This is a genomic window from Kurthia huakuii LAM0618, assembly GCF_000505545.1.
Taxonomy (GTDB): Bacteria; Bacillota; Bacilli; order Bacillales_A; family Planococcaceae; genus Kurthia; species Kurthia huakuii.
Window position 1 is genome coordinate 1 of the sequence record NZ_AYTB01000011.1, and the last position, 342, is coordinate 342.

The window sequence follows — 342 nt, forward strand, 5'->3', positions numbered from 1 at the left end:
CCCATACTCACAAGCCTTTCGGCCAAGGGCTGAGGCTAAATGTGTCTTACCTGTGCCGGGTGCGCCAACTAAAATAACATTCTCTTTTCTCTGAATAAAATCCAGCTGCTCTAATTCTTCTTTTGTTAAATGACTAGGTAAACAAATGTCTTTATGCCACTGATAGGTTTCAAGCGTCTTCGTATCGATAAAACGTGCCTGTTTCAAGTTGCGTGCTATTTTGGCTTGTTCTCTGCCTACTTGCTCTTTTAATAAGATTTGATAAATATATTCTTCTGGTTCGGTAAAAGGGACTTCTTTAATCGCTTCTGCTACGTGTGCTAATCTCAATTGCTTACAGAG

The 342-nt window shown here is 40.1% G+C and carries 1 protein-coding gene; it reads right to left on the bottom strand.

Annotated elements, in window-relative coordinates; all coding sequences use genetic code 11:
- The coding region (locus tag V514_RS0108905) for an ATP-binding protein (protein WP_029499608.1) at positions 1 to 342 on the bottom strand (342 nt) is incomplete at both ends.